Origin of the sequence: Pseudomonas sp. A-RE-19 (assembly GCF_019956555.1) — a bacterium.
Lineage (GTDB): Bacteria > Pseudomonadota > Gammaproteobacteria > Pseudomonadales > Pseudomonadaceae > Aquipseudomonas.
The window spans coordinates 70,557-95,486 of record NZ_JAHBDQ010000023.1 but is presented as its reverse complement, the minus strand read 5'-3'; the positions used below and the strand labels follow the sequence as shown (position 1 = coordinate 95,486).

Sequence of the window (24,930 nt, the reverse complement as noted above, 5' to 3'; positions counted from 1 at the left end):
GGCTTAACCAATGGACTGTGGGGGCGGGCAAGGGTTCTATTTTCGCTTGCGATGGGGGGAAAGATTTTTCCGGGAGGCAGGTGCGAAAAAGGGACAAGAAACGCCTGATGCCAGCCAGTTAAGGTGCGCAACTTGTGGGAGCGAGCCTGCTCGCGATGACGGCGGTACATTCAGCATCAATGTTGCCTGTCCCGCCACTATCGCGAGCAGGCTCGCTCCCACAGGGACTGTGGCGTCCTTAACTGACTGGCATTAGCCAAAATGCCCTTCTTTTTTTGCCGCGGTGTCAGACCGCTCTGGCCTGGGTCACCCGATCCACCAGATAGACCAGCCCGTGATAATCAATTCCACCGTGTTGCGTCAGACCAATCTCACAAGTACGACTGGTAGAAATCCCCTCACTGCATTGCTGTACCGCGTCCTTGAGCGTGCGTAACGAATGGGCATTCAACTCCGGGGTGGTGAAGCCCTTGTCACCGGCAAAACCGCAGCAGTGAATCCCTTCTGGAATGACCACGTTGTTACTGCACTTGCGCGCCAGATCGATCAACGCCTGGCTCTCGCCGAGATGCTGAGTGCTGCAGGTGACATGCACCGCGATGGGCGCTTGCTGGGGCGTGAAATCCAGACGATCCATCAAGTGAGTGCGGATGAAACGCACCGGGTCGTACAGGTCCAGCCGCACGTCGCCCAAATCCTGAACCAGCCGCAAGGTGCAGGGGCTGGTGTCGCAGTAGATTGGATCGAGGCCGCCACGACTGGCGTGCAGCAGCGCGCCAATCAGCTCCTGGCGTTTGTGTTCGGCCTGTTCGGCATAGCCTTTGGAGGCGAATGGCTGACCGCAGCAGAGGTTGTCCTGATTGTCTGGAAAAACTACCTGGTAACCGGCCTTTTCCAACAGGCCACGGGTTTTGTCGTACAGCGACATTTGCTCTTTATCCCCCGCCGCCGGCCCCATGACCCGCGACACGCAGGCCGCCAGGTACACCACCCGAGGTCGCTCATCCGACACCGTCGGGCTGAAGCGAATGGCTTTTTCCGGCTGCGGCATGGCGTTGGTCCATTGCGGAACCTGACCCTTGGACAACCGCGTCAGCGATGCCGAAAGCTTCGCCAGGCGTGGCGCTCCCAACAGCATCCGCGCACCGTTGGCCACATGCAGGGTGAAGCGCGCGCCTTGCAACGCGGTGGCGAAATTTCCTTCAAGCCAGTTAGCGGTTTTCGTATGCGTTGCCTTACGGCCGCGGAGCTTTTTCACCAGCTCACCGGTGTTGATGCCTACAGGACAGCGTTGTGCACACAGGCCGGTGGCGGCGCACGTATCGATGCCTTGGTATTCGTAGGCCTGTTCCAGTTCGGCGGTGTCTGTGCCAGCGCGTTTCTTCGCCTGGATGTCACGCCAGATCACGATGCGTTGGCGTGGGCTCAAGGTCAGGCCTTTGGACGGGCACACCGGTTCGCAAAAGCCACACTCAATGCACTTATCCACAATTTCATCGGCAGCGGGCAGTGGCTTCAGATGTTTGAGGTGGATCTGTGGGTCGTCGCTGAGCACCACATCCGGGTTGAGAATGCCGTTAGGGTCGAGCAGGCGTTTGAGCTGCCACATCAACTGGTAAGCATCGCTACCCCATTCCAGTTCGACGAAGGGCGCCATGTTGCGACCGGTGCCGTGTTCAGCCTTCAGCGAGCCGCCAAATTCAACGGCCACCAACTGCGCCACGTCGTCCATGAACGCCTGGTAGCGTGCGACTTCTTCCGCACTGTTGAAGCCTTGGGTGAAGACGAAGTGCAGATTGCCTTCCAGGGCGTGTCCGAAAAGGATCGCTTCGTCGTAGTGATGTTTGTCGAACAGCTCGATCAGGCGGTTGACGCCGCTGGCCAGTTGTTCCACCGGGAAGGTCACGTCTTCGATGATCACCGTGGTGCCGGTTTTGCGCACCGCGCCGACGGCGGGGAAGGTGTCCTTGCGGATCGCCCAGAGCCGGGCGTTTTCCACCGGGTCTTCGGTGAAGTCGACTTGTTTCTCCACCGGGAAACCCGTCAGTGACGCCATGATTTGCGCCAGTTGTTCCTGGAGCAAAGTGGAAGAGGCGGCGCGGGATTCGATCAGCAGGGCGCAGGCATTGGCCGACAGTTGTTGTACGAAAGCCGGCATGCCGGGCTTGTCCTGCACCGAGCGCAGGCTACGACGGTCCAGCAGTTCCACCGCCGACACTGGCTGGCTTTTCAGCACGGTGACGGCGTTGCAGCAGGTTTCCACATCCGGGAACACGATCAGCGCCGACGCCTTGTTCGGATGGTCGATCACCGTGTCGTAGGTCACCGTGCTGATGAACCCCAGCGTGCCTTCGGAGCCCACCAGCAAGTGGCTCAAGATATCCACAGGCTCGTCGAAATCCACCAGCGCATTGAGTGACAGGCCAGTGGTATTTTTCAGACGGTATTTGTGGCGAATTTTCGCAGCCAGTTCGACATTGGCGCGGGTCTCGCGGCCCAATGTCGCCAGACGCTCCAGCAGCTCGGCATGGCTCTCACGGAACGCCGCCACACTGGTGGCATCTTCGGTATCGAGACGGCTGCCATCGGCCAGCACCAGACGAATCCCGGCCAGCGTGTGATAGGTGTTCTGCGCCGTGCCGCAGCACATGCCGCTGGCATTGTTGGCGACGATGCCGCCGATTTTGCAGGCGTTGATCGACGCCGGGTCTGGGCCGATCTTGCGTCCGAACGGTGTCAGCCAGGCGTTGGCCTGGGCGCCGATCACGCCTGGTTGCAGGCGGATTTGCGTCCCCTGACCACGGATCTCGTGACCGTTCCAGTTGTCTCCCAGCACGATCAGTACTGAATCGCTGATGGCCTGGCCAGACAGGCTGGTACCGGCGGCGCGGAAGGTCACCGGGACCTGATCCCGTTGCGCCAGTTTGAGCAGCGCCACCACTTCATCTTCGGACTCGACGCGAATCACCAGCTTCGGAATCAGCCGGTAGAAACTGGCGTCGGTGCCGAAGGCCAACGTCGACAACGGGTCATCGAAACGTCGCGCTGCTGGAATCAGTTGCTGCGCATCTCGCAGAAAAGCCACAGGTAGACTCATTGGTCCTCCAGGATCAGAACCACCAGGTCTTTCGGGCCGTGGGCGCCGTAGGCCAGTATTTGTTCGATGTCGGCAGTCTTCGACGGGCCGGACACCAGCAAGGCGTTGGTCGGCATGCCTTGAGCCCATTCGAACTCTTGCTGCACCTGATAGAAGTTGTCGCGGATTTCACTGGCCTTGAGCAGGGCGAAATGCACCGGCGGCACCAGGCTCATCAAGCGCGGTTCTTCCCGCGTCGGCCAGAGAATCAGGCTACCTGTCGCGGCGATTGCGCCGAGGGTGGTGGTCAGGCTGGCCGGGGTGTCGTTGAACAACTCGGCTTTCCATTCCTCGACCGGACGGTCGTAGGCTTTGAGTGTCGGCAGAGCAGGATTTTTCGCCCAATGCTGAGTGACACGTTGACCGTGGGGTGTTGTCGGCGCAATCAACAGGCTCGGCAACTGGCGATCCCGCAGCAGTTGCGCCAGCAATTCGGGCCAGCCTTCTTTGGAGGTCAGATGAATTTCGGTGTGCACCGCTTCCATCAGTTTGCGCAGCTGCGGGATGCGTTGTTCTGGCGTGTAGGTGTAGGGCTCGGTCACCAGTTCGACATCGAAGTTGTCAGCCACCGGCGTGGTGCCCGTCAGACTGTTACGCAATTTGGCGAGGATGTTTTGCTTGGCGCTCATCAACGGTCTCCCTGTTTGGCCAAATGTTCGCGGGCCATGTCATGCAGTGAGCGGGCGGCGGGTTTCGGTGCGCTGTGGTTCTGGGTCCACGGGCCGACATTGCTCGGCGTCAGCGCGCGCAGGCGGGTGGCGAAGAAACCGAACAAGCGATAGAGCGTTGGCGAGCTGTTGAGCTTCGCCCAGGCGTTCCAGATAAACCGTTCTTTGCGCGAGAACTTGCTGCCCTGGCCGCGCATGACTTGATGCGGGCTGTCCGGCGCTTTGACGTTCTCTTCCCGTAGGCGACGCAGCAATGCGGGGATCGGAATTTTTACCGGGCAGACTTCACCGCAAGCGCCGCATAACGAAGACGCACTCGGGTGGTCGGGGACTTTTGCCAGGCCGACCATGTGCGGGGTGATGATTTTTCCGATAGGCCCAGGGTAAACCTCCCCATAGGCATGGCCGCCGATTCGGGTGTAGACCGGGCAATGATTCATACAGGCGCCGCAACGGATGCAGTTCAGGGTCTGGCGCAGTTCGCTGTCGGCAAACGCCTGGCTGCGACCGTTGTCGAGCAGTACCAGGTGCACTTCCTGCGGGCCGTCGAGCTCATGCTCCTTGCGCGGGCCGGAGATCATGTTGACGTAGGTGGTGATCGGTTGGCCGAGAGCAGAACGGGTCAGCAGCGATAACAGCGGTACGACGTCGCGCAGGTTTTCGACGACTTTCTCGATGCCCGTAACGGCAATGTGTACGGGGGGCACGGTGGTTGACATGCGCCCGTTGCCTTCGTTTTCCACCAGCAGCAGGGTGCCGGTTTCGGCCACGGCGAAGTTGACGCCGGAGACGCCGATGTCTGCTTCGAAGAATTTCTGCCGCAAGACTTTGCGACCGATCTGAATGAGTTGGTCAACGTCCTTGGTGTACTCCACGCCAAGTTTGTCGTGGAACAAGGACGCGACCTGACCGGCATTCTTGTGGATCGCCGGCATAATGATGTGTGAAGGCTTCTCGTGGTCGAGCTGGACGATGTATTCGCCCATGTCCGACTCCAGGCATTCAATGCCTTGAGCTTCGAGGACATGGTTCATCTCCATCTCTTCGCTGACCATCGATTTGCCCTTGATCACTTGCCGCCCCTCGTGAGCGCGGATGATCGATAAGACGATGCCATTGGCCTCGTCCACCGTTTCCGCCCAGTGCACTGTCACACCGTTGCGGGTCAGGTTCTGTTCAAGCTGCTCGAGCAAGTCGGGCAGCTTTGATAACGCACGGGCGCGGACAGCATTGCCCAGCACTCGCAAATGTTCTCTTTCATGGGCATCGCTGAAAGACGCTGCCCGTTTGCTCATCAGTGAATCCATCGCCGTGCGAAAGTTGTTTCGCAGTTGCGTGTCGGCCAAAGCCTTGTGAGCCCGGGCGCGAAAATCTTCTTCTACGGCAACCGTAGGAATAATCGTGGAAGTGCTCATCGGGCACCTCCGGTACGCTGCCACAGGAAACTGGCCAGATGCTGACCGCGTAACGCTTCCTGCTGTTTCTCCAACGAGCCATTGATGTTCATCAGGCAGCCGCAGTCGGCACTGAGTACCTTGTGTGCGCCGGATTCCTTCAACGCTCGGGTCTTGTCAGCCACCATTGCGCCGGAAATGTCTGGCATACGGACGCTGAAAGTCCCACCAAAGCCACAGCATTCACTTTCGTGGCTGTGGTCGACTCGCTCCACATTGCTCAACTGCGCCAACAACTCACGGCCATGCAGGTGGGTATTCATTTCACGGCGTGCCGAGCACGACGTGTGCAGCGCCACTTTGACCGGTTCGCCGCTGTCCTTGAGCTGCACCTTGCAGACAAACAGCAGGAACTCGGCCAGCTCATACGTCCGGGCGGCCAGGGTCTGAACCTGTTTCAGCGTTTGCGGTTCGTCCTTGAACAAGTCGGCGTAGTGCTCGCGCAACATGCCCGCGCAAGAACCCGATGGCACCACCACCGGATAATCCCCGGCAAACAGCGCCAGTTGCGAGCGCGCCACGGTCCGGGCCTGTTCGGTGTAACCCGAGGTGTAGGCCGGTTGCCCGCAGCAGCTCTGCCCTTGCGGGTATTCGACACGAATGCCTTCGCGTTCCAGCAGGTGGATCGCGTCCATCCCGGCTTCGGGGTAGAACAGATCCACCACGCAGGTCCCGAACAAATAGACCCGTGACGGTTTTTCGCTGGGGTATTGCCGAGGCTCGGGCAGTGGCGGGGCGACGCGGGTCGCATTCGGCACAGCGTTGTAAAAAAGCTCGCTCATCAGGCGTGTCTCCGGGTGGTCCCGGTTATCCGTCCGCTGAGGCTGCTGAATATAGAGAGGGAAGCTTTCAGCAGCCTTGCAGACCCGGTTGTGAATAGCGGACGCCGGGGGCGTAACCCGGCGTCGGTTTTTTCCGTATTGCGTGTAGTTCTTAGTGCACCAGCATGCCGGTGAACCAGTAAGCCTGAGCCAACGTGATCAGGCCGACGATCGTTGCAAAGAATAGGCTGTGCTTGAGGGTGAAGCGGAACAGATCCGATTCCTTGCCCACCAGACCGGTCGCGGCGCAGGCCACGGCGATCGATTGCGGCGAGATCATCTTGCCGGTCACGCCGCCGCTGGTGTTTGCTGCCACCAACAAGGTGTCGTTAACGCCGATCTGGTGCGCGGTGGTCGCTTGCAGCGAACTGAACAGCGCGTTGGACGAGGTATCGGAGCCGGTCAGGAACACACCGAGCCAGCCGAGGAATGGCGAAAAGAACGGGAACGCCGCGCCAGTGGCTGCCAGTACCAACGCCATGGTCGATGACATACCCGAGTAGTTGGTGACGAAGGCGAAGGCCAGCACCATGCCGATGGACAAAATCGGCCAGCGCAGCTCGTAGAACGTTTCTTTTAAAGTGGTAAGACCAGTTTTTATATTGATCTTCAGCACCAGCATCGAGATCAGCGCGGAGAAGAAAATCGCCGTGCCGGTCGCGGAAACCGGATCGAGTTTGAACACCGCCGGCATCGCCGTCGGGGCCGTCACGATCGGGGCGACCTTGATCACCATTTGATCCAGATGCGGGATGGCGAAGTTGAACACCCAGCTATACATCGAGCCGCCTGCGGCAAACATGGCCTTGAACGGTTTCAGCGTCCAGATGGTGACCAAAACGGTGAGGATCAGGAACGGCGACCAGGCTTTGAAAATTTCCCCCAGGCTGTATGGCGAGGCCACGGTGGTGCGCGGTTGGCCGAAACCACCGGCGCTGGCCACCACGGAAGCCGAGACGGCACCGACGATGTGCGCGCCTGCAGCGCGTTTTGGCTGCCAGATTTTCAAGAACAGGGTCAGGGAAATCAGGCTGACCAGTGCCGAGGTGATGTCCGGCAGTTCCGGGCCGATGAAGTTCGAGGTGAAGTACTGGGTGACGGCGAAGCTCAAGCCGGCCACCAGTGCCGCCGGCCAGGTTTCACGGACGCCGCGCAGGCCATCCATCATGAACACCAGCCAGAACGGCACGAACAGCGACAGCAATGGCAGCTGGCGACCGGTCATGGCGCCGATCTTGAACGCGTCGATGCCGGTGACTTGCCCGGCGACGATGATCGGAATCCCCAATGCACCGAAGGCTACCGGCGCGGTGTTGGCAATCAGGCACAGGCCGGCGGCGTACAGCGGGTTGAAGCCCAGCCCTACCAGCAGCGCGGCGGTAATCGCTACCGGTGCGCCGAAACCGGCTGCACCTTCCAGGAATGCGCCGAAGCAGAAGCCGATCAGCAACACTTGCAGGCGCTGGTCGTCGGTGATCGACAGCACCGAGCTGCGGATCACTTCGAACTGGCCACTTTTGACCGTCAGTTTGTAGAGGAACACCGCTGCCACGATGATCCAGGCAATCGGCCACAAGCCGTAGGCGAAGCCGTATCCGGCTGCCGCGAAGGCCATATCGACCGGCATCTGGAACGCAAAGATTGCCACGGCAATCGACAGCGCCAGGGTAATGCTGCCGGCCACGTGGCCTTTGAGGCGGAACACGGCCAAAGCCAGGAAGAAAAATACGATGGGGATGACGGCCGCGAGTGCGGACACGCCGAGACTGCCGAGCGGGCTGTAGAGCTGTTGCCAGGTTTGCATATGGGGTGGCCCCTAATTGTTGTTGGTCAGGCACTGGTCAGCGTTCTTGGATAATTGGTAATACCAATTTACAATCGCTGTTGGCTAGGGTAAAAGCCTTGGAGGCGGTGTGTCAATTTGCCGCCCTAAAACTTTTGTCGAATGAGCGGTGCAGAACGCATCTGATCTGTTCGATCAAACGTCGCCTGGCAGGTGCTGGCTCAGCGCTGATAGGCCAGAATAGAGAGCCCGGCGAGCCGCCGGGATCGTGGAGAATTGAGTGATGGGGTTTGATCAGATTCGGCAGCGCCGTTTGTCTGACGATATTGTCGAGCAGCTCGAAGGGATGATTCTCGAGGGCACGTTGAAGGCCGGCGAACGTCTGCCGGCAGAGCGAGCATTGGCTGAGCAGTTCGGCGTGTCACGCCCTTCGTTGCGCGAAGCGATTCAGAAACTGGCGGCCAAAGGGCTGCTGGTCAGCCGTCAGGGCGGTGGCAACTACGTGGTGGAATCTCTGGGTTCGACATTCAGCGATCCACTGTTGCATCTGCTGGAAAGCAACCCCGAGGCCCAGCGCGATTTGCTGGAGTTTCGCCATACCCTGGAGGCCTCTTGTGCTTACTACGCGGCATTGCGTGCCACGGACGTGGATCGCGAGCGCCTGACCGCAGCCTTCGATGAACTGCAGGATTGCTATACACGGCATGACGAAGTGAGTCGGGTGGAAGAAGGCGCGGCGGATGCGAAATTTCATTTGGCGATCGCCGAGGCCAGTCATAACGCAGTATTGCTGCACACCATTCGCGGCCTCTTCGACCTGCTCAAGCGCAACGTGGTGACCAACATCGGTGGCATGTACAAACAGCGTTCCGAAACCCGCGACATGCTGATCGCGCAGCATCGGGAGTTGTATCTGGCGATTATCGAGGGCAGGGCAGAGCAGGCGCGGGAAGTTTCCAGTCGGCACATTTTGTATGTGCAGGAAGTGCTGGAGGAGGTGCGTCAGGAAGTGCAGCGAATGGCTCGGGCCGAGCGGCGCAAGGGGATGTGATCGTTTTTAATGCAAAAGATCGCAGCCTGCGGCAGCTCCTGCATCGATCGCGTTTCAACCCGATTCATCGGGTGTACACAACTTCGTAGGAGCTGCCGCAGGCTGCGATCTTTTCGCTGACGCCACAAAACTCAGGCCGAAAGATTAATCTTCCTTGCCCTTGTTTCGCACCGCACGCTGCAACTCGCGACCGGCATCGCGCTCGCGTTCGGTATCACGCTTGTCGTATTCCTTCTTGCCCTTGCCCAGAGCAATCTCGCACTTGACCATGTGCTTGCTCCAGTACCAGGACAGGCACACGCAGGCGTAGCCTTTTTGCTGCACGGCGGCGGCCAGCTTTTCCAGCTCGCGCCGGTTGAGCAGCAATTTTCGGGTGCGGGTCGGATCAGCGATGACGTGGGTGCTGGCGGTCATCAGTGGCGTAATGTGGCTGCCGAGCAGCCAGGCTTCGCCATCCTTGAGCAGTACGTAGCTGTCAACCAGTTGCAGCTTGCTTGCCCGCAAACTTTTTACTTCCCAGCCGGCCAGGACCAGACCAGCCTCGAACTTATGCTCGATGAAGTAATCGTGTCGCGCCTTTTTGTTTTGCGCGATGGTCCCTGTTGGGTGTTTCTTCTGTTTAGCCATAGGGGCGGCATTATAGGGAGTTGCACGCGAGTCGGCTACGGTGATGCTGCGTGCTTGAGCAGGTTGATTGAATCCCGGACAATGCGGCCTCTTTTTTGAACGCTTGGGCGTGATAACGATGTCGACAGACAAGGTTTCTGTCCACGGCAGTTGGGCTAGCCGCTGGGTCTTCATACTCGCCGCGACCGGTTCGGCCGTGGGGCTGGGTAGTATCTGGAAATTCCCCTACATGGTCGGCGTCTACGGTGGCGGAGCCTTCGTGCTGATGTTCCTGGCCTGTATCGCGCTGATCGGTATGCCCGTGATGCTGGCCGAAACCCTGATCGGCCGTCGCGCACGGCAGAGCCCGGCCAACGCCTTGAAGGTTCTGGCGCTGGAAGCGGGGCATTCGGCGAAATGGTCCTGGGGCGCATTTGCCGGGATGATCACGGCGTTGCTGATCCTGTCTTTCTATAGTGTGGTCGGCGGTTGGTCGCTGGATTACATCATTGATATGGGACGCGGCGACTTTCAGGGTGTGACACCTGATCAGGTTGGCGCCTACTTTGGTGGTGTGATTGCCGATCCATGGCGTCTGACACTTTGGCATACAGTTTTTATGCTGCTATCGGCCGTGGTGATCGCCAAGGGTGTGGTCGCCGGGCTTGAGCGCAGCTTGCGAATCATGATGCCGCTGCTGTTCGTGATGATCCTTGTTCTGCTGGGCTACAGCATGACCACGGGCCATTTCATGGAAGGCGTGCATTTCATGTTCGACTTTCATCCGGAAAAAGTGCTCGACGGCTTGCTGCCGGCGATGGGGCACGCTTTCTTTTCTCTGAGCGTGGGCGTCGGTTCGATCATGATCTACGGTGCTTACATGCCGAAGAGTTCGTCGATTTCCGGGACCGTGGTTGGCGTGGCACTGCTCGATACCTTTGTTTCCCTGGTGGCGGGTCTGGCATTGTTTCCGATTGTGTTCGCTGCCGGCTTGAACCCGAGCGAAGGCCCTGGCCTGATGTTTGTCAGTCTGCCATTTGCCTTTGGTAACGTAGCGTTCGGCCAGTTGATGGGCGTAGTGTTTTTTGTACTGGTAGCGATTGCGGCCTGGAGTTCGGCGATTTCCCTGCTCGAACCGATGGTGGCTTACCTGGTCGAGCGCACGAAGATCAGCCGCGCCTGGATCACCTTCTGGCTGGCATTCACTTGCTGGTTTTTCGGTTTGGGTACCGTGTTTTCCTTCAATATCTGGAAACAAGCCAAGTTTTTCGTGAACGAAGGCGGGTTGTTCCACCTCTACCAATGGGGGGCAACCGGTGGCCTGGATTTCTTTGGTGTGATCGATTTCTTCACCTCGCGGATCATGCTGCCACTCGGTGGTTTGTGTTTCGTGGTGTTTGCGGGTTGGGTGATGGGGCGTGAAGCGGTACGCGACGAGTTGTCGATCCGCCGTCCGGTGCTGTTCGCCCTGTCCCTGTTCTTGATGCGCTATGTGGCGCCCATCGGCATTCTCGTAGTGTTTGCCGCCCAGCTGTGGAAGTGACGCTGACATGACGACACACATTCAACGTTCGGCCCTGCTGCCGTATCCGGCACAAGCGCTTTATGACCTGGTCAACGACGTGGCCCGCTATCCGGAATTCCTGCCGTGGTGCTCATCGGCCGAAGTTCTGGAAAGCTCGCCTGAACAAATGCGCGCGAGCCTCGGTATCGCCAAGGCGGGTCTCAGTCAGCATTTCGTGACGCGTAACGCCCTGGTGCCCGGGCAATCGATCGAGATGAACCTTGAGGCGGGTCCGTTCAATCAGTTGCACGGTATATGGGTATTCAAGCCGTTGGGCGAGAAGGCCTGCAAGATCACTCTGGACTTGTCGTTCGACTACGCCGGGCCGCTGGTGCGTGCGACGCTGGGACCTTTGTTCAATCAGGCCGTAAATACGCTGGTGGACGCATTCTGCCAGCGCGCCAAACAGATGTATGGTTGAGGTCATGATCGAGATTGAGGTGGTGTATGCCGCGGTGGATCGTCAGGTGCTGCGGACAGTGGCCGTGTCGATGGGCACGACGGTGCGGGATGCTCTGCTTAAGTCCGGTTTGAACGCCGAATTTCCCGAGTTGGATTTGGCCAGTTGTCCTGCAGGGATCTTCGGCAAAGTGATCGCTGAGCCGGCCATTCGCCCGGTCCAGGCTGGGGATCGTATCGAGATTTACCGGCCGCTGCTCGCCGATCCAAAAGAGGTTCGGCGATTACGCGCTGCCAAGGCTGCCGAGGCTAAAGCCCGGAATCAGTGATTCGGTAAACGCCAGACGATAAAAAACCCGGACATGCCGGGTTTTTTATTGCGTCGCAAATTATTGCGGCGAGGTTTCCAGCGGTTCTGGTGTCGGGACTGGAACGGTTTCTACGTTGTCCACGTCCTTCTGGATCTGGTCCAGCAACGAACCTGGCTTGACCGGTTTTTCTGGCTTCGGCTTCTCGGCGTTTTCTGCAGGCGCAGTCACGGTAGTGCCGCCTTCCTTACCGAGAATGGCCTCGTCACGGCTCACGCCCGGCATGAAATCGCCAGAGAGGCTGACAAGTTGGTCATTTGGGTTGAAGATAACGCTAATGCGTTCCTGTTGGCGTTCACCACCACCTGGTTGCAGGCTATACAGGTAATCCCAGCGATCGGCATGGAACGTGTCGGTCAGCAGAGGGTTGCCCATGATAAACCGTACTTGCCGGCGGGTCATTCCCGGGCGTAACTGGTCTATCATGTCCTGCGTGACGACATTGCCCTGCTGGATGTCGATTTTGTAAACCCCGGGGAATGAACAACCGGCGAGTGCGAGCAGTCCCACAAAGGTGAAACTGGTTAGCAAGAGCTTGGTGTTTTGCATCGGTGGGCGACTTCCACTATCTTGGCTGGGACAACGTAAACGCCGATCATACCCGCATTAAGAGAAGCTGCGAAGCAGCATCGCGAGAAAGCTGACCATGGTTGAAAATAGCGAACTACGCAAAGCCGGCCTCAAAGTGACCCTTCCACGGGTCAAGATTCTGCAAATGCTCGATTCCGCCGAGCAACGCCACATGAGTGCCGAGGACGTCTACAAGGCGCTAATGGAGGCTGGTGAGGACGTCGGTCTGGCCACGGTTTACCGTGTTCTGACTCAGTTCGAGGCAGCTGGCCTTGTGGTGCGGCACAACTTCGACGGAGGCCATGCGGTCTTCGAGCTGGACGACGGCAAGCATCACGACCATATGGTCAATGTCGAGACCAGTGAAGTGATCGAATTCTTCGACGAAGAGATCGAGCGGCTGCAGAAGGCAATCGTCGACAAGTATGGCTTCGAGATGGTTGATCACAATCTTGTGCTGTACGTGCGCAAGAAAAAGTAAGCATGTCGCGCGAACTTCAGGTTCGCGAAACGAACGAAGGCGACCCCAGGGTCGCCTTCGTGCTTTCTGCCGTTCTTAAGTTTTCGCGGTAACGACCATTTTCTTCGCGTGCGCCAGCGATTCCTTGGTGAGGTCGATGCCGCCCAGCATCCGTGCCACTTCTTCGACACGATCAGTCTTGCTCAGTTTGGAGACGGCCGTATGCGTGGCGTCTTCGCCGCGGACCTTGTGTACAAATAGATGTTGATGCCCCTGCGCCGCCACTTGTGGCAAGTGAGTCACGGTCAGAACCTGCCCGCGTTCGCCGAGGCGTCGCAGCAACTGGCCGACAATCTCGGCGGTAGGGCCACCGATGCCCACGTCCACTTCGTCGAATACCAGGGTCGGTACGCGTGAGGTCTGTGCGGTGATCACCTGAATCGCCAGGCTGATGCGCGACAGCTCGCCGCCCGATGCCACTTTTGCCAGGGCTTTCAAGGGTTGCCCCGGGTTGGCGCTCACCAGCAGTTCGACCTGTTCGAGTCCGTTAGGCAGCAGTTCATCGCTGCTGTTGGGGCGCAGCTCAATACTGAAGCGGCCACCGGGCATTCCCAGGCGCTGGATTTCCTGTTCCACGGCGCTGGCCAGACTGCTTGAGGCTTGATGACGCAGGTCGCTCAGTTCCCGAGCCTTCTCCTGATAATGCCGGGCGTAGGAGGCCAGTTCGTCGCTCAGTCGTTCGATGGATTCATCGTTGGCATTCAGGCTTTCGATTTCATCGAGTAGCTTCTGCTGCATCTCGGCGACTTCGGTTGGCTGGATGCGGTGTTTGCGTGCCAGGGTGTAGATGGCGTCGAGGCGCTCTTCCAGGTACTGAAGGCGTGCCGGGTCGGCGTCGAAGTTGTCGAGAAAGCGGTTCAGCTCGCCCACGGCTTCTTCAACCTGAATTTGCGCGCTGGTCAGCAGGCTGCTGGCTTCACCCAGGGCGCCGATCGAGTTGTTCACGCTCGATAAGCGGTTGAGGCTGGCAGTCAGTGCGTTCAATACATTGCCGGAATCACTTTCGCTGCATTGTTCGACGACTTGTCGGCAAATGCCCAGCAGGGTTTCGGCGTTGGTCAGGTTCTTGTGTTCCTGTTCCAGCTGCTCCAGCTCGTTTTCACCAAGGCCGAGGTTTTCCAGTTCTTCGAGTTGATAGCTGAGCAACTGATGACGAGCACGCTGTTCGTCGCCGGAGTTGGATAGGCGTTCCAGTTCCTGGCGGGTCTGGCGCCAGCGTTGGGCGGCCAGTTGCACCTGGCGGGCCAGGTCCGTGGCACCGGCGTATTCGTCGAGCAGGCGGCGGTGAGTATCGGTTTTGAGCAGCGATTGGTGTTCGTGCTGGCTGTGGATGTCGATCAGCAGCTCGCCCAGGGCCTTCAGGTCGCCGAGGGGGCAGGGGGTGCCATTGATGTAGCCGCGTGAGCGTCCTTCGGCGGTGATCACTCGACGCAGAATGCACGGCCCGTCGCTCTCGAGGTCGCGCTCGGCCAGCCAGGCGCTGGCTTCCGGAATGTCGATCAGGTCGAAAGTGGCCAGGATATCGGCCTTGTCGGCACCCGGGCGGACCACGCCGTTGTCGGCGCGATCGCCCAGGGTCAGGCCAAGGGCGTCGAGCATGATCGACTTGCCGGCGCCGGTTTCCCCTGTGATCACACTCATCCCGCGATCGAGTTCGAGATCGAGATGTTCAACGATGGCGTAGTTGTGTACGGACAGGTGCACCAGCATAAAGGCCGCTCCCAGGCTTTAGGTCTGGTTATTTATACAGTGTTTTGTTTCTGGCTGACAATGCCTCCTCTTAGGTCGATTTGCTTGAGAGAAAGAAATTCTTAGCGCGGCAAGGAATGACAATGCAGCTGTTTTTTGTAGGGTTAATCATCAAATAGCCCTTGAAGCTGAAATTTGCGGCCCCATATACCGGGGCAGAAGCGCGAGTTGAGCTCGCGGACGATATTGGAAGGAGAAATCTATGGCTGACGAACAGACAGTGGATACGCAAAATCTAGACGCCAACCAGGGCCCCGAGGCTTCGGGTGAAGACCTGGCGGCTCGTGTACAAGTGCTCGAAGAGCAATTGGCTGGTGCGCAGGATCAGGCTTTGCGTGTAGCCGCCGATCTGCAGAACGTCCGCCGTCGTGCCGAGCAGGACGTTGAAAAGGCTCACAAATTCGCCCTGGAAAAGTTCGCTGGCGACCTGCTGCCGATCATTGACAGCCTGGAGCGCGGCCTGGAGCTGTCCAGCCCTGACGACGAAAACATTCGTCCGATGCGTGAAGGGATCGAACTGACCCTGAAGATGTTCCAGGACACCCTGAAGCGTTATCACCTGGAAGCGATCGACCCTGAAGGCGAACCCTTCAATGCTTCGCACCATCAGGCGATGGCCATGCAGGAGAGTGCCGACGTCGAACCCAACAGCGTGCTCAAGGTGTTTCAGAAGGGCTACCAGCTCCACGGTCGCCTGTTGCGCCCGGCCATGGTCGTGGTCAGCAAGGCACCTGCTCCGGTTTCGCCTTCGATTGACGAGCAGGCTTGAAATTAGCCGCAAGGCCCCCATTTAGAAGTCAAGCGTTTAAGTGCTACCGCAGTTAGCCACCACTGCTGCGGCATCCAAATCCAAAGTTTCGGGAGAGTGAACATGGGCAAAATTATCGGTATCGACCTGGGGACTACCAACTCCTGCGTCTCCGTGCTGGAAAACGGCAAAGCCAAAGTTATTGAAAACGCTGAAGGCGCGCGTACCACGCCGTCGATCATCGCTTACGCCAACGACGGTGAAATCCTGGTTGGCCAGTCGGCCAAGCGTCAGGCAGTGACCAATCCGCATAACACCCTGTACGCGGTGAAGCGTCTGATCGGTCGTCGTTTCGACGAAGAAGTCGTACAGAAAGACATCCAGATGGTCCCTTACAAGATCGTCAAGGCTGACAACAGCGACGCCTGGGTTGAAGTGAACGGCCAGAAAATGGCGCCGCCACAAATCTCGGCCGAAATTCTGAAGAAGATGAAGAAGACCGCCGAAGACTACCTCGGCGAGCCAGTGACCGAAGCGGTAATCACCGTTCCGGCCTACTTCAACGACAGCCAGCGTCAAGCCACCAAAGATGCCGGTCGCATCGCGGGCCTGGACGTTAAACGTATCATCAACGAACCAACCGCGGCCGCATTGGCCTACGGTATGGACAAGGCCAAGGGCGATCACACCGTGATCGTTTACGACTTGGGCGGCGGTACTTTCGACGTTTCCGTGATCGAAATCGCAGAAGTCGATGGCGAGCACCAGTTCGAAGTGTTGGCCACCAACGGTGACACTTTCCTGGGCGGTGAAGACTTTGACATTCGTCTGATCGACTACCTCGTCGACGAATTCAAGAAAGAAAGCGGCATGAACCTCAAGGGTGACCCGCTGGCCATGCAGCGCCTGAAAGAAGCCGCTGAGAAAGCCAAGATCGAACTGTCCTCGAGCCAGTCGACCGACGTGAACCTGCCGTACATCACTGCAGACGCTACCGGTCCTAAGCACTTGAACGTGAAAATCTCCCGCGCCAAGCTCGAAGCGCTGGTGGAAGATCTGGTTCAGCGCACCATCGAACCTTGCCGTATCGCCATGAAAGATGCCGGTATCGAAATTGGTGCGATCAACGACGTGATCCTGGTCGGCGGTCAGACCCGTATGCCACTGGTTCAGAAACTGGTGACTGACTTCTTCGGTAAAGAAGCCCGTAAAGACGTCAACCCTGACGAAGCTGTTGCCATGGGTGCTGCTATCCAGGGCGCGGTATTGGCTGGTGACGTGAAAGACGTCCTGCTGCTCGACGTCAGCCCGCTGACCCTGGGTATCGAAACCATGGGCGGCGTGATGACCGCGCTGATCGAGAAGAACACCACGATTCCTACCAAGAAATCGCAAGTGTTCTCGACTGCCGACGACAATCAGGGCGCAGTGACCATTCACGTCCTGCAAGGTGAGCGTAAGCAAGCCGCACAGAACAAGTCCCTGGGCAAGTTCGACCTGGCCGAGATTCCACCAGCACCACGTGGCGTGCCACAAATCGAAGTGACCTTTGACATCGACGCCAACGGCATTCTGCACGTAGGCGCCAAAGACAAGGCCACCGGCAAGACTCAGTCGATCGTGATCAAGGCCAACTCCGGTCTGTCCGAGGAAGAAATTCAGCAGATGGTTCGCGATGCTGAAGTGAACGCTGAAGAAGACCGCAAGTTCGAAGAGCTGGCCAGTGCCCGTAACCAGGGCGATGCTTTGGTTCACTCGACGCGCAAAATGGTCGCTGATGCTGGCGACAAAGTGAGCGCTGAAGAGAAGACTGCAATCGAAGCCGCTGTCGTTGCCCTGGAAACCGCCATCAAAGGCGACGACAAGGCCGCTATCGAAGCCAAGGTTGAAGAGCTGTCCAAGGTCTCTGCGCCAGTCGCTCAGAAAATGTACGCTGACCAGGCTCAACCAGCTGAAGGCGCGGCACCGAAAGGTGAATCGGCTGAAAAGGCTGACGATGTTGTCGATGCCGAGTTCGAAGAAGTCAAAGACCACAAGTAAGTTGTTGGTCGCCCGGTTGACTGCCTTCAGGCGGTGACTGGTAGGATGTCGCCGCGCGGGAGCTTGCTCCCGCGTTGGCGTGTCTGGAGTAAGCGAATTTTTACAGCATGCGACAACGCTCGGATGCTGGCGGTACGGTCGGGAATGCTCCTGCTTTTCGGCCCACGGATACCGCATCGAATCAAAGACCAGGATCGTTGAATTGACGTGAGTTGGGTCCGGGCCTGTATTGGGGCTCAACGAGTTTGGCGAGGCTCAGGAGAGGTTTGCCGAACGTCCTTAAGAGTGCAAAGACTTATGGCAAAGCGTGACTATTACGAAGTATTGGGTGTTGAGCGTGGTTCAAGCGAAGCGGACCTGAAAAAGGCCTACCGTCGCCTGGCGATGAAGCACCACCCGGACCGTAATCCCGATGACAAAGCGTCGGAAGATATGTTCAAAGAGGCCAACGAGGCCTATGAAGTGCTGTCCGATTCCAGCAAGCGCGCAGCCTATGACCAATACGGTCATGCCGGTGTCGACCCAAGCATGGGTGGCGGCGGTGCCGGATTTGGCGGTCAGAACTTCTCCGACATCTTTGGCGATGTCTTCAGCGACTTCTTCGGTGGTGGTCGCGGCGGTGCCCGTGGTGGTGCCCAGCGTGGCAGCGATCTGCGTTACACCCTGGAGCTGAACCTGGAAGAGGCGGTGCGCGGCACGACCGTCAATATCCGGGTTCCGACACTGGTCAACTGCAAACCGTGCGACGGCTCGGGTGCCAAGAAAGGCTCTTCGCCGATCACTTGCCCGACCTGTGGTGGTATCGGTCAGGTGCGCATGCAGCAGGGCTTCTTCTCGGTGCAGCAAACCTGCCCGCGCTGCCATGGTCAGGGCAAGATCATCTCCGACCCATGCGATTCCTGCCACGGCGAAGGCCGTGTCGAAGAGTACAAGACCCTGTCGGTGAAAGTGCCGGCCGGTGTCGATACCGGTGATCGTATTCGTCTGTCTGGCGAAGGCGAGGCGGGTGCGCAGGGTGGTCCGACTGGCGATCTGTATGTGGTGATCAATGTGCGCGAGCACGCGATCTTCCAGCGTGACGGCAAGCATCTGTTCTGCGAGGTGCCGATCAGCTTCGTCGACGCAGCGCTGGGTGGCGAGCTGGAGATTCCGACCCTTGATGGTCGGGTCAAACTGAAAATCCCTGAAGGGACTCAGACCGGCAAGCAGTTCCGTGTTCGCGGCAAAGGCGTTGCGCCGGTACGCGGCGGTGGCGCTGGCGACCTGATGTGCCGCGTGGCGGTCGAAACCCCGGTCAACCTGGGTCGTCGTCAGCGCGAATTGCTGGAAGAGTTGCGTAGCTCCCTGGCGGGCGACAACAGCCATTCTCCGAAAACCACCGGTTGGTTCGAAGGCGTGAAACGCTTCTTCGGCGATTTGTAAGGAGTCGGCATGCGACGTATAGCTGTGATGGGCGCTGCCGGGCGCATGGGCAAGATTCTGGTCGAGGCGGTGCAGCAGCGCGCGCCGCTTACCGGTCTGACGGCTGCCATTGTGCGTCCTGGCAGCACGTTGATTGGCGTGGATGCCGGTGAGCTGGCGTCGCTGGGGCGAATCGGTGTGCCGTTGTCCGGTAAGCTGGATGCGGTGGCTGATGAGTTCGATGTGCTGATCGACTTCACGCTCCCTGAAGTCATGCTGAAAAACCTGGCGTTCTGCCGTAAGGCGGGCAAGGCCATGGTGATCGGCACGACGGGATTGGACGCCGCGCAGAAGCAGTTGCTGGTCGAGGCGAGCAAAGATATTGCGATTGTGTTCGCGGCCAATTTCAGTGTCGGTGTAAACCTGTCGCTGAAGCTGCTCGATATGGCGGCTCGTGTGCTGGGTGATGACGCGGATATCGAAATCATCGAGGCCCATCATCGGCACAAGATCGATGCGCCTTCAGGTACGGCCCTGCGCATGGGTGAAGTGATCGCCAATGCGCTGGATCGTGATCTGCAGAAGGTCGCGGTCTATGGCCGTGAAGGTCATACCGGAGTGCGCGAGCGTGAAACGATCGGTTTTGCCACGGTTCGCGGTGGTGATGTGGTCGGTGATCATACGGTGCTGTTTGCCTGTGAGGGCGAGCGACTGGAAATCACGCACAAAGCCTCCAGTCGCATGACCTTTGCCAAGGGCGCGGTACGTGCAGCTTTGTGGCTGGACGGTCGCGAGCCAGGCCTCTACGACATGCAAGACGTACTCGAACTGCGTTAAGATGCCCCCGAAACCGGGTTCAAACATAGCTTTGAGCCCGGTTTTAAACCGCCAAGCGACGTCCTGTCGCATTCTCCGGCCTTTAGGGCTCATTGGCGGTAGACCAAAATTGCCTTTTTCTGTAAGCTACAGCTTTAGTGTGTCCACTAAAAGCGCGCAGAATAATTCGGTGAAGAAGCGGGGTGACGTGTCCATACGTCACTCCGCTTTTTTACAACCTGCGATCGCCCTTTCAGGCTTTATTTACGGGAGGTCTTCTTGACTAAGCCAGCCATACTCGCCCTTGCTGATGGCAGCATTTTTCGCGGCGAAGCCATTGGAGCCGACGGTCAAACCGTTGGTGAGGTGGTGTTCAACACCGCAATGACCGGCTATCAGGAAATCCTTACCGATCCTTCCTACGCCCAACAGATCGTTACCCTGACTTACCCGCACATCGGCAACACCGGCACCACGCCGGAAGACGCCGAGTCCGACCGCGTCTGGTCCGCTGGCCTGGTCATTCGTGACCTGCCGCTGGTTGCGAGCAACTGGCGCAACACGATGTCACTGTCCGATTACCTGAAAGCCAACAATGTGGTGGCAATCGCCGGTATCGACACCCGCCGCCTGACACGCATCCTGCGTGAGAAAGGCGCACAGAACGGCTGCATCATGGCCGGTGACAACATCTCCGAAGAAGCCGCCATCGCCGCCGCTCGGGGCTTCCCTGGCCTCAAAGGCATGGACCTGGCAAAAGTCGTCAGCACCAAAGAGAAGTACGAATGGCGCTCGACTGTCTGGGATCTGAAAACCGACAGCCACGCAACCATCGAAGCCTCCGAGTTGCCGTACCACGTGGTGGCCTACGACTACGGCGTCAAGCTGAACATCCTGCGCATGCTGGTCGAGCGCGGTTGCCGCGTGACCGTGGTGCCTGCTCAGACTCCGGCCGCCGAAGCGCTGGCACTGAAGCCGGACGGCGTGTTCCTGTCCAACGGCCCGGGTGACCCTGAGCCTTGCGACTACGCGATCCAGGCCATCAAGGACGTGCTGGAAACCGAGATTCCGGTATTCGGTATCTGTCTCGGCCACCAGCTGCTGGCTTTGGCTTCCGGCGCCAAGACCCTGAAAATGGGTCATGGCCACCACGGTGCCAACCACCCGGTCCAGGATCTGGATACCGGTGTAGTGATGATCACCAGCCAGAACCACGGTTTTGCGGTAGACGAAGCGACCTTGCCAGCCAACGTCCGGGCGACCCACAAATCGCTGTTCGATGGCACCTTGCAAGGCATCGAGCGTACCGACAAGAGCGCCTTCAGCTTCCAGGGTCACCCTGAAGCCAGCCCTGGCCCGAACGACGTAGCGCCACTGTTTGATCGCTTCATCAACGAAATGGCCAAGCGACGCTAATCGCTCGCCCTGATGTAGCGAAGCCTGAGGGCGGTCCCGAAACCGGCGGCCCCCTCAAGGCTTCAGAGATTGAACAAGACGGCTTGCCGACTGACCTGCGGATTTGAGTGACAACCCATGCCAAAACGTACAGACATTAAAAGCATCCTGATTCTCGGCGCTGGCCCGATCGTGATCGGCCAGGCCTGCGAATTCGACTACTCCGGCGCCCAGGCCTGCAAAGCCCTGCGCGAGGAGGGTTACCGCGTCATCCTGGTGAACTCCAACCCGGCGACCATCATGACCGACCCGGCCATGGCCGACGCCACTTACATCGAGCCGATCAAGTGGCAGACCGTTGCCAAGATCATCGAAAAAGAACGCCCGGACGCGCTGCTGCCAACCATGGGCGGCCAGACCGCTCTGAACTGCGCCCTGGACCTGGAGCGCGAAGGCGTTCTGGAGAAGTTCGGCGTAGAAATGATCGGTGCCAACGCTGACACCATCGACAAGGCCGAAGACCGTTCGCGCTTCGACAAGGCGATGAAATCCATCGGCCTGGACTGCCCGCGTTCGGGTATCGCCCACAGCATGGAAGAGGCCAACGCGGTTCTCGAGCGTCTGGGCTTCCCGTGCATCATTCGTCCGTCCTTCACCATGGGCGGCACGGGTGGCGGTATCGCTTACAACCGTGAAGAGTTCGAAGAAATCTGCGCCCGCGGTCTGGACCTGTCGCCGACCAAAGAGCTGCTGATCGACGAATCCCTGATCGGCTGGAAAGAGTACGAGATGGAGGTTGTCCGCGATAAAAAGGACAACTGCATCATCGTCTGCTCCATCGAAAACTTTGACCCGATGGGCGTGCACACCGGTGACTCGATCACTGTTGCGCCAGCACAGACCCTGACCGACAAGGAATACCAGATCCTGCGTAACGCCTCCCTGGCGGTATTGCGCGAGATCGGCGTGGAAACCGGCGGCTCCAACGTCCAGTTCGGTATCTGCCCGGACACTGGCCGCATGGTCGTGATCGAGATGAACCCGCGGGTATCCCGTTCTTCGGCCCTGGCGTCGAAAGCCACCGGCTTCCCGATCGCCAAGGTCGCGGCGAAACTGGCCGTCGGCTACACCCTCGACGAGCTGTCGAACGACATCACCGGTGGCAAGACCCCGGCGTCCTTCGAGCCGTCCATCGACTACGTCGTCACCAAGCTGCCACGCTTCGCCTTCGAGAAATTCCCGAAAGCCGACGCACGCCTGACCACTCAAATGAAGTCGGTCGGTGAAGTCATGGCCATCGGCCGGACCTTCCAGGAATCCCTGCAGAAAGCCCTGCGCGGCCTGGAAGTGGGCGTTTGCGGCCTGGACGAGAAGCTCGATCTGAGCAACCCGGAAAGCATGAGCATCCTCAAGCGCGAACTGACCGTGCCGGGCGCCGAGCGTATCTGGTACGTCGCTGACGCGTTCCGCGCCGGTCTGTCGGTCGAAGACATCTTCGGCATGAACATGATCGACCCGTGGTTCCTGGTGCAGATCGAAGACCTGATCAAGGACGAAGAGAAGGTCAAGACCCTGGGTCTGGCCAGCATCGACCGCGACATGATGTTCCGCCTCAAGCGCAAGGGCTTCTCCGACATGCGTCTGGCCAAGCTGCTGGGCGTGACCGAGAAGGCCCTGCGTCGCCACCGTCACAAGCTCGAGGTTTACCCGGTCTACAAGCGCGTTGACACCTGCGCGGCCGAGTTCGCCACCGACACCGCCTACCTCTACTCGACATACGAGGAAGAGTGCGAAGCAGCGCCATCGGGCCGCGACAAGATCATGATCCTCGGCGGCGGTCCAAACCGTATCGGCCAGGGCATCGAGTTCGACTACTGCTGCGTACACGCGGCACTGGCCCTGCGCGAAGACGGTTACGAGACCATCATGGTCAACTGCAACCCGGAAACCGTTTCCACCGACTACGACACCTCCGATCGCCTGTACTTCGAACCAGTGACCCTGGAAGACGTACTGGAAATCGTCCGCGTCGAGAAGCCAAAAGGCGTGATCGTCCAGTACGGCGGCCAGACTCCGTTGAAACTGGCTCGCGCCCTTGAAGAAGCCGGCGTGCCGATCATCGGCACCAGCCCTGACGCCATCGACCGCGCCGAAGACCGTGAGCGCTTCCAGCAGATGGTTGAGCGTCTGAACCTGCGTCAGCCGCCAAACGCCACCGTGCGCAGCGAAGACGAAGCGATTCGTGCCGCCGCCAAGATCGGTTACCCGCTGGTGGTGCGTCCGTCCTACGTACTGGGCGGCCGTGCGATGGAAATCGTCTACGAAGAAGAAGAGCTCAAGCGCTACCTGCGTGATGCGGTGAAAGTGTCGAACGACAGCCCGGTGCTGCTCGACCACTTCCTCAACTGCGCGATCGAAATGGACGTGGATGCGGTCTGCGACGGCACCGACGTGGTGATCGGCGCGATCATGCAGCACATCGAGCAGGCCGGCGTTCACTCCGGTGACTCCGCGTGCTCCCTGCCGCCGTACTCGCTGCCTGCGCATATCCAGGACGAGATGCGCGAACAGGTCAAGAAAATGGCCCTGGAACTGGGCGTGGTCGGCCTGATGAACGTTCAGTTGGCGCTGCAAGGCGAAGACATCTACGTCATCGAAGTCAACCCGCGCGCTTCCCGTACCGTACCGTTCGTCTCCAAGTGCATCGGTGTTTCCCTGGCGATGATCGCGGCTCGCGTGATGGCCGGCAAAACCCTGAAGGAAATCGGCTTCACCAAAGAAATCATTCCGAACTTCTACAGCGTGAAAGAGGCGGTGTTCCCATTCGCCAAATTCCCTGGCGTGGACCCGATCCTGGGCCCAGAGATGAAGTCCACCGGTGAAGTGATGGGCGTGGGCGACACCTTCGGCGAAGCCTTTGCCAAAGCCCAGATGGGTGCCAGCGAAGTGTTGCCGACTGGCGGTACCGCGTTCATCAGCGTGCGTGACGATGACAAGCCGCTGGTTGCAGGCGTGGCCCGTGATCTGATCAACTTGGGCTTCGAAGTGGTCGCCACTGCCGGTACTGCCAAGCTGATCGAAGCCGCAGGCCTGAAAGTGCGTCGTGTGAACAAGGTGACCGAAGGTCGTCCTCACGTGGTCGACATGATCAAGAATGACGAAGTCACCCTGATCATCAACACCACTGAAGGTCGTCAGTCGATTGCTGATTCCTACTCCATTCGTCGTAATGCCCTGCAGCACAAGATCTACTGCACCACTACCATTGCTGCTGGCGAAGCTATCTGCGAAGCGTTGAAGTTCGGTCCCGAGAAGACCGTGCGCCGCTTGCAGGATCTACACGCAGGATTGAAGGCATGATCAAATACCCAATGACCGTTCAGGGCGCGAAAGCCCTGGAAGAAGAACACGCTCACCTGACCAAGGTCGTCCGTCCGAAGCTCAGCCAGGACATCGGTACGGCCCGCGAGTTGGGTGACTTGAAAGAAAACGCCGAATACCACGCTGCTCGCGAGCAGCAGGGTATGGTCGAGGCGCGGATCCGCGACATCGAAGGCCGCATGCAGAACGCGGTGATCATCGATGTCACGACTATTCCTCACACCGGCAAAGTGATTTTCGGCACCACCGTTGAAATCGCCAACGTCGAGACGGATGAAAGCGTCACTTACCACATCGTGGGTGAGGATGAGGCTGACTTCAAACTCGGCAAGATTTCGGTGGGTTCGCCATTGGCCCGCGCCTTGATTGCCAAGGAAGAGGGTGATGTGGTCGCCGTGAAAACGCCAGGTGGCGTTATCGAGTATGAGATTGTCGAAGTTCGCCACATCTGAAAGAAGGC

The 24,930-nt window shown here is 58.9% G+C and carries 20 protein-coding genes; 12 read left to right on the top strand and 8 right to left on the bottom strand.

Going from position 1 to position 24,930, the window contains the following annotated elements:
- Window positions 1-286: 286 nt before the first annotated feature.
- The 5 genes from KGB14_RS16890 to KGB14_RS16870 form a co-directional block, all read right to left on the bottom strand.
- A complete protein-coding gene (locus KGB14_RS16890) occupies window positions 287-3,097 on the bottom strand; it encodes an FAD-binding and (Fe-S)-binding domain-containing protein (RefSeq protein ID WP_223487900.1) in 2,811 nt (936 codons plus the stop codon).
- The gene (locus KGB14_RS16885) at window positions 3,094-3,765 is read right to left on the bottom strand and encodes a lactate utilization protein C (protein WP_223487899.1); all 672 of its coding nucleotides are present in this window, start codon (window positions 3,763-3,765) and stop codon (window positions 3,094-3,096) included. Before KGB14_RS16885 ends, KGB14_RS16890 begins: the two co-directional genes overlap by 4 nt.
- Window positions 3,765-5,219, bottom strand: a complete 1,455-nt coding sequence (locus tag KGB14_RS16880; RefSeq protein ID WP_223487898.1) for a LutB/LldF family L-lactate oxidation iron-sulfur protein — start codon at window positions 5,217-5,219, stop codon at window positions 3,765-3,767. Before KGB14_RS16880 ends, KGB14_RS16885 begins: the two co-directional genes overlap by 1 nt.
- Window positions 5,216-6,040 carry a (Fe-S)-binding protein gene (locus tag KGB14_RS16875; RefSeq protein ID WP_223487897.1) on the bottom strand — a complete coding sequence of 275 codons (825 nt, stop codon included), beginning with the start codon at window positions 6,038-6,040 and terminating at the stop codon, window positions 5,216-5,218. The genes KGB14_RS16880 and KGB14_RS16875 overlap by 4 nt, the downstream gene beginning before the upstream one ends.
- Before the next feature lie 151 nt (window positions 6,041-6,191).
- Complete coding sequence (locus KGB14_RS16870; protein WP_223487896.1) at window positions 6,192-7,883, bottom strand: lactate permease LctP family transporter; 1,692 nt, start codon at window positions 7,881-7,883, stop codon at window positions 6,192-6,194.
- Window positions 7,884-8,145: 262 nt separating this feature from the next.
- Here KGB14_RS16870 and KGB14_RS16865 point away from each other — a divergent pair, with 262 nt between their 5' ends.
- On the top strand, window positions 8,146-8,913 hold the full coding sequence (locus tag KGB14_RS16865) for a GntR family transcriptional regulator (protein ID WP_223487895.1): 768 nt from the start codon (window positions 8,146-8,148) through the stop codon (window positions 8,911-8,913).
- Between the two features lie 144 nt (window positions 8,914-9,057).
- Here the strand turns inward: KGB14_RS16865 and smpB are convergent, their stop codons facing one another.
- Window positions 9,058-9,540 carry an SsrA-binding protein SmpB gene (gene smpB / locus KGB14_RS16860; RefSeq protein WP_007900551.1) on the bottom strand — a complete coding sequence of 161 codons (483 nt, stop codon included), beginning with the start codon at window positions 9,538-9,540 and terminating at the stop codon, window positions 9,058-9,060.
- A 118-nt stretch (window positions 9,541-9,658) separates the two neighbouring features.
- Between smpB and KGB14_RS16855 the strand changes: the two genes are divergently transcribed.
- Genes KGB14_RS16855 through KGB14_RS16845 form a run of 3 tightly spaced genes read left to right on the top strand, consistent with a single transcriptional unit; the run spans window position 9,659 to window position 11,811 of the window.
- On the top strand, window positions 9,659-11,062 hold the full coding sequence (locus KGB14_RS16855) for a sodium-dependent transporter (protein ID WP_223487894.1): 1,404 nt from the start codon (window positions 9,659-9,661) through the stop codon (window positions 11,060-11,062).
- A gap of 7 nt (window positions 11,063-11,069) precedes the next feature.
- Window positions 11,070-11,504 (top strand): type II toxin-antitoxin system RatA family toxin, encoded by a 435-nt coding sequence (locus KGB14_RS16850; RefSeq protein ID WP_223487893.1) that lies wholly within the window; start codon window positions 11,070-11,072, stop codon window positions 11,502-11,504.
- A complete protein-coding gene (locus KGB14_RS16845; RefSeq protein WP_223487892.1) occupies window positions 11,497-11,811 on the top strand; it encodes an RnfH family protein in 315 nt (104 codons plus the stop codon). The genes KGB14_RS16850 and KGB14_RS16845 overlap by 8 nt, the downstream gene beginning before the upstream one ends.
- Before the next feature lie 60 nt (window positions 11,812-11,871).
- On the opposite strand, the gene KGB14_RS16840 is transcribed toward KGB14_RS16845, so the two are convergent.
- Window positions 11,872-12,399, bottom strand: coding sequence for an outer membrane protein assembly factor BamE (locus KGB14_RS16840; protein ID WP_223487891.1), 528 nt, complete (start codon window positions 12,397-12,399; stop codon window positions 11,872-11,874).
- A 97-nt stretch (window positions 12,400-12,496) separates the two neighbouring features.
- On the opposite strand from KGB14_RS16840, the gene fur reads away from it, so the two are divergent.
- The gene (gene fur / locus KGB14_RS16835; protein WP_003197684.1) at window positions 12,497-12,901 is read left to right on the top strand and encodes a ferric iron uptake transcriptional regulator; all 405 of its coding nucleotides are present in this window, start codon (window positions 12,497-12,499) and stop codon (window positions 12,899-12,901) included.
- A 75-nt stretch (window positions 12,902-12,976) separates the two neighbouring features.
- Here fur and recN read toward each other — a convergent pair whose 3' ends face one another.
- The gene (recN, locus tag KGB14_RS16830) at window positions 12,977-14,650 is read right to left on the bottom strand and encodes a DNA repair protein RecN (RefSeq protein ID WP_223487890.1); all 1,674 of its coding nucleotides are present in this window, start codon (window positions 14,648-14,650) and stop codon (window positions 12,977-12,979) included.
- Window positions 14,651-14,891: 241 nt separating this feature from the next.
- Here recN and grpE point away from each other — a divergent pair, with 241 nt between their 5' ends.
- The 7 genes from grpE (at window position 14,892) to greA (ending at window position 24,922) form a co-directional block, all read left to right on the top strand.
- On the top strand, window positions 14,892-15,458 hold the full coding sequence (gene grpE / locus KGB14_RS16825) for a nucleotide exchange factor GrpE (protein ID WP_038978898.1): 567 nt from the start codon (window positions 14,892-14,894) through the stop codon (window positions 15,456-15,458).
- A gap of 102 nt (window positions 15,459-15,560) precedes the next feature.
- Window positions 15,561-17,477 (top strand): molecular chaperone DnaK, encoded by a 1,917-nt coding sequence (dnaK, locus tag KGB14_RS16820; RefSeq protein WP_223487889.1) that lies wholly within the window; start codon window positions 15,561-15,563, stop codon window positions 17,475-17,477.
- Between the two features lie 297 nt (window positions 17,478-17,774).
- Complete coding sequence (gene dnaJ / locus KGB14_RS16815; RefSeq protein WP_007900528.1) at window positions 17,775-18,899, top strand: molecular chaperone DnaJ; 1,125 nt, start codon at window positions 17,775-17,777, stop codon at window positions 18,897-18,899.
- A gap of 9 nt (window positions 18,900-18,908) precedes the next feature.
- Window positions 18,909-19,715 (top strand): 4-hydroxy-tetrahydrodipicolinate reductase, encoded by an 807-nt coding sequence (gene dapB / locus KGB14_RS16810; RefSeq protein WP_223487888.1) that lies wholly within the window; start codon window positions 18,909-18,911, stop codon window positions 19,713-19,715.
- Window positions 19,716-19,973: 258 nt separating this feature from the next.
- The gene (carA, locus tag KGB14_RS16805; RefSeq protein ID WP_223487887.1) at window positions 19,974-21,110 is read left to right on the top strand and encodes a glutamine-hydrolyzing carbamoyl-phosphate synthase small subunit; all 1,137 of its coding nucleotides are present in this window, start codon (window positions 19,974-19,976) and stop codon (window positions 21,108-21,110) included.
- Between the two features lie 117 nt (window positions 21,111-21,227).
- On the top strand, window positions 21,228-24,449 hold the full coding sequence (carB, locus tag KGB14_RS16800) for a carbamoyl-phosphate synthase large subunit (RefSeq protein WP_223487886.1): 3,222 nt from the start codon (window positions 21,228-21,230) through the stop codon (window positions 24,447-24,449).
- Entirely contained in the window at window positions 24,446-24,922 is a 477-nt protein-coding gene (greA, locus tag KGB14_RS16795; RefSeq protein ID WP_223487885.1) for a transcription elongation factor GreA, read from the top strand. The genes carB and greA overlap by 4 nt, the downstream gene beginning before the upstream one ends.
- Window positions 24,923-24,930 lie beyond the last annotated feature (8 nt).

Coding starts and splice junctions, on each gene's coding strand:
- KGB14_RS16855 (WP_223487894.1), top strand. CDS start 9,659: ATGTCGACAGACAAGGTTTCTGTCCACGGCAGTTGGGCTAGCCGCTGG.
- KGB14_RS16885 (WP_223487899.1), bottom strand. CDS start 3,765: ATGAGCGCCAAGCAAAACATCCTCGCCAAATTGCGTAACAGTCTGACG.
- KGB14_RS16880 (WP_223487898.1), bottom strand. CDS start 5,219: ATGAGCACTTCCACGATTATTCCTACGGTTGCCGTAGAAGAAGATTTT.
- dnaK (WP_223487889.1), top strand. CDS start 15,561: ATGGGCAAAATTATCGGTATCGACCTGGGGACTACCAACTCCTGCGTC.
- greA (WP_223487885.1), top strand. CDS start 24,446: ATGATCAAATACCCAATGACCGTTCAGGGCGCGAAAGCCCTGGAAGAA.
- KGB14_RS16870 (WP_223487896.1), bottom strand. CDS start 7,883: ATGCAAACCTGGCAACAGCTCTACAGCCCGCTCGGCAGTCTCGGCGTG.
- dapB (WP_223487888.1), top strand. CDS start 18,909: ATGCGACGTATAGCTGTGATGGGCGCTGCCGGGCGCATGGGCAAGATT.
- dnaJ (WP_007900528.1), top strand. CDS start 17,775: ATGGCAAAGCGTGACTATTACGAAGTATTGGGTGTTGAGCGTGGTTCA.
- carB (WP_223487886.1), top strand. CDS start 21,228: ATGCCAAAACGTACAGACATTAAAAGCATCCTGATTCTCGGCGCTGGC.
- KGB14_RS16850 (WP_223487893.1), top strand. CDS start 11,070: ATGACGACACACATTCAACGTTCGGCCCTGCTGCCGTATCCGGCACAA.
- KGB14_RS16865 (WP_223487895.1), top strand. CDS start 8,146: ATGGGGTTTGATCAGATTCGGCAGCGCCGTTTGTCTGACGATATTGTC.
- recN (WP_223487890.1), bottom strand. CDS start 14,650: ATGCTGGTGCACCTGTCCGTACACAACTACGCCATCGTTGAACATCTC.
- KGB14_RS16890 (WP_223487900.1), bottom strand. CDS start 3,097: ATGAGTCTACCTGTGGCTTTTCTGCGAGATGCGCAGCAACTGATTCCA.
- smpB (WP_007900551.1), bottom strand. CDS start 9,540: ATGGCTAAACAGAAGAAACACCCAACAGGGACCATCGCGCAAAACAAA.
- grpE (WP_038978898.1), top strand. CDS start 14,892: ATGGCTGACGAACAGACAGTGGATACGCAAAATCTAGACGCCAACCAG.
- KGB14_RS16840 (WP_223487891.1), bottom strand. CDS start 12,399: ATGCAAAACACCAAGCTCTTGCTAACCAGTTTCACCTTTGTGGGACTG.
- fur (WP_003197684.1), top strand. CDS start 12,497: ATGGTTGAAAATAGCGAACTACGCAAAGCCGGCCTCAAAGTGACCCTT.
- KGB14_RS16845 (WP_223487892.1), top strand. CDS start 11,497: ATGGTTGAGGTCATGATCGAGATTGAGGTGGTGTATGCCGCGGTGGAT.
- KGB14_RS16875 (WP_223487897.1), bottom strand. CDS start 6,040: ATGAGCGAGCTTTTTTACAACGCTGTGCCGAATGCGACCCGCGTCGCC.